The organism is Klebsiella sp. S69 (assembly GCF_016516145.1).
In the GTDB taxonomy this organism is placed as follows: Bacteria; Pseudomonadota; Gammaproteobacteria; order Enterobacterales; family Enterobacteriaceae; genus Klebsiella; species Klebsiella oxytoca.
Genome location: NZ_JACVUU010000081.1, coordinates 1 through 647 on the forward strand (window position 1 = coordinate 1; position 647 = coordinate 647).

The 647-nt window shown below is 54.3% G+C and carries 1 protein-coding gene; it reads left to right on the forward strand.

Features of this window, described 5'->3' with window-relative positions; genetic code table 11:
- Positions 1-5: 5 nt before the first annotated feature.
- Positions 6-647: MFS transporter (locus IAE27_RS29315; RefSeq protein ID WP_320159740.1), on the forward strand; the 642-nt coding region annotated here is incomplete at its 3' end.

The following is a 647-nucleotide window of genomic DNA, read 5'->3' on the forward strand; positions in this document are numbered from 1 at the left end:
GGGGTGTGCTCCTGTTTACGGTCGGCTCGGCGCTGTGTGGTTGGGCACCGTCTCTAGCTGCTCTGTTGATAGGGAGGGCCGTCCAGGGCATCGCCGCTGCTTTCCTTATCACAGGAGCGATGCCTATCCTCACTCATGCCTTTCCTGATCCGGTAGAACGCTCACACGTCATCGGAGCCTGGTCAGCCTTTAACGCCTTAGCCTTGATCCTGGGGCCACTACTTGGTGGCCTGCTGCTTCACCATCTAGGTTGGCAGAGCATATTTTTTATCAATCTACCGTTAGGGATCTTGGCGTTGGTTCTCGGTAAATACGGCATAGTGGAACACAGATATCCAGAACACGCGGCGCGCGATCCGATTGGACAGGTTTTGAGTGTATTAGCCTTGGGCGCGTTGACGTTCGGCGTTATCGAGGCGGGAGAACGAGGCTGGGTCGATGTCATCCCATTAGCGGCGATCTTCTTGGCTGTGATCGGCTTCATGCTGTTCTTCGTTGCCGAAAGACGGATATCGCGCCCACTGTTGCCACTTACCCTATTGCGCGAGCGCACATTCCTGGTGGCGAATGTTGCTTCGTTCACCCTAGGCTTCTCGTACTACAGCAGTCTGTTCTTTTTCTCTATTTTCCTACAGGAGATTCAGAAC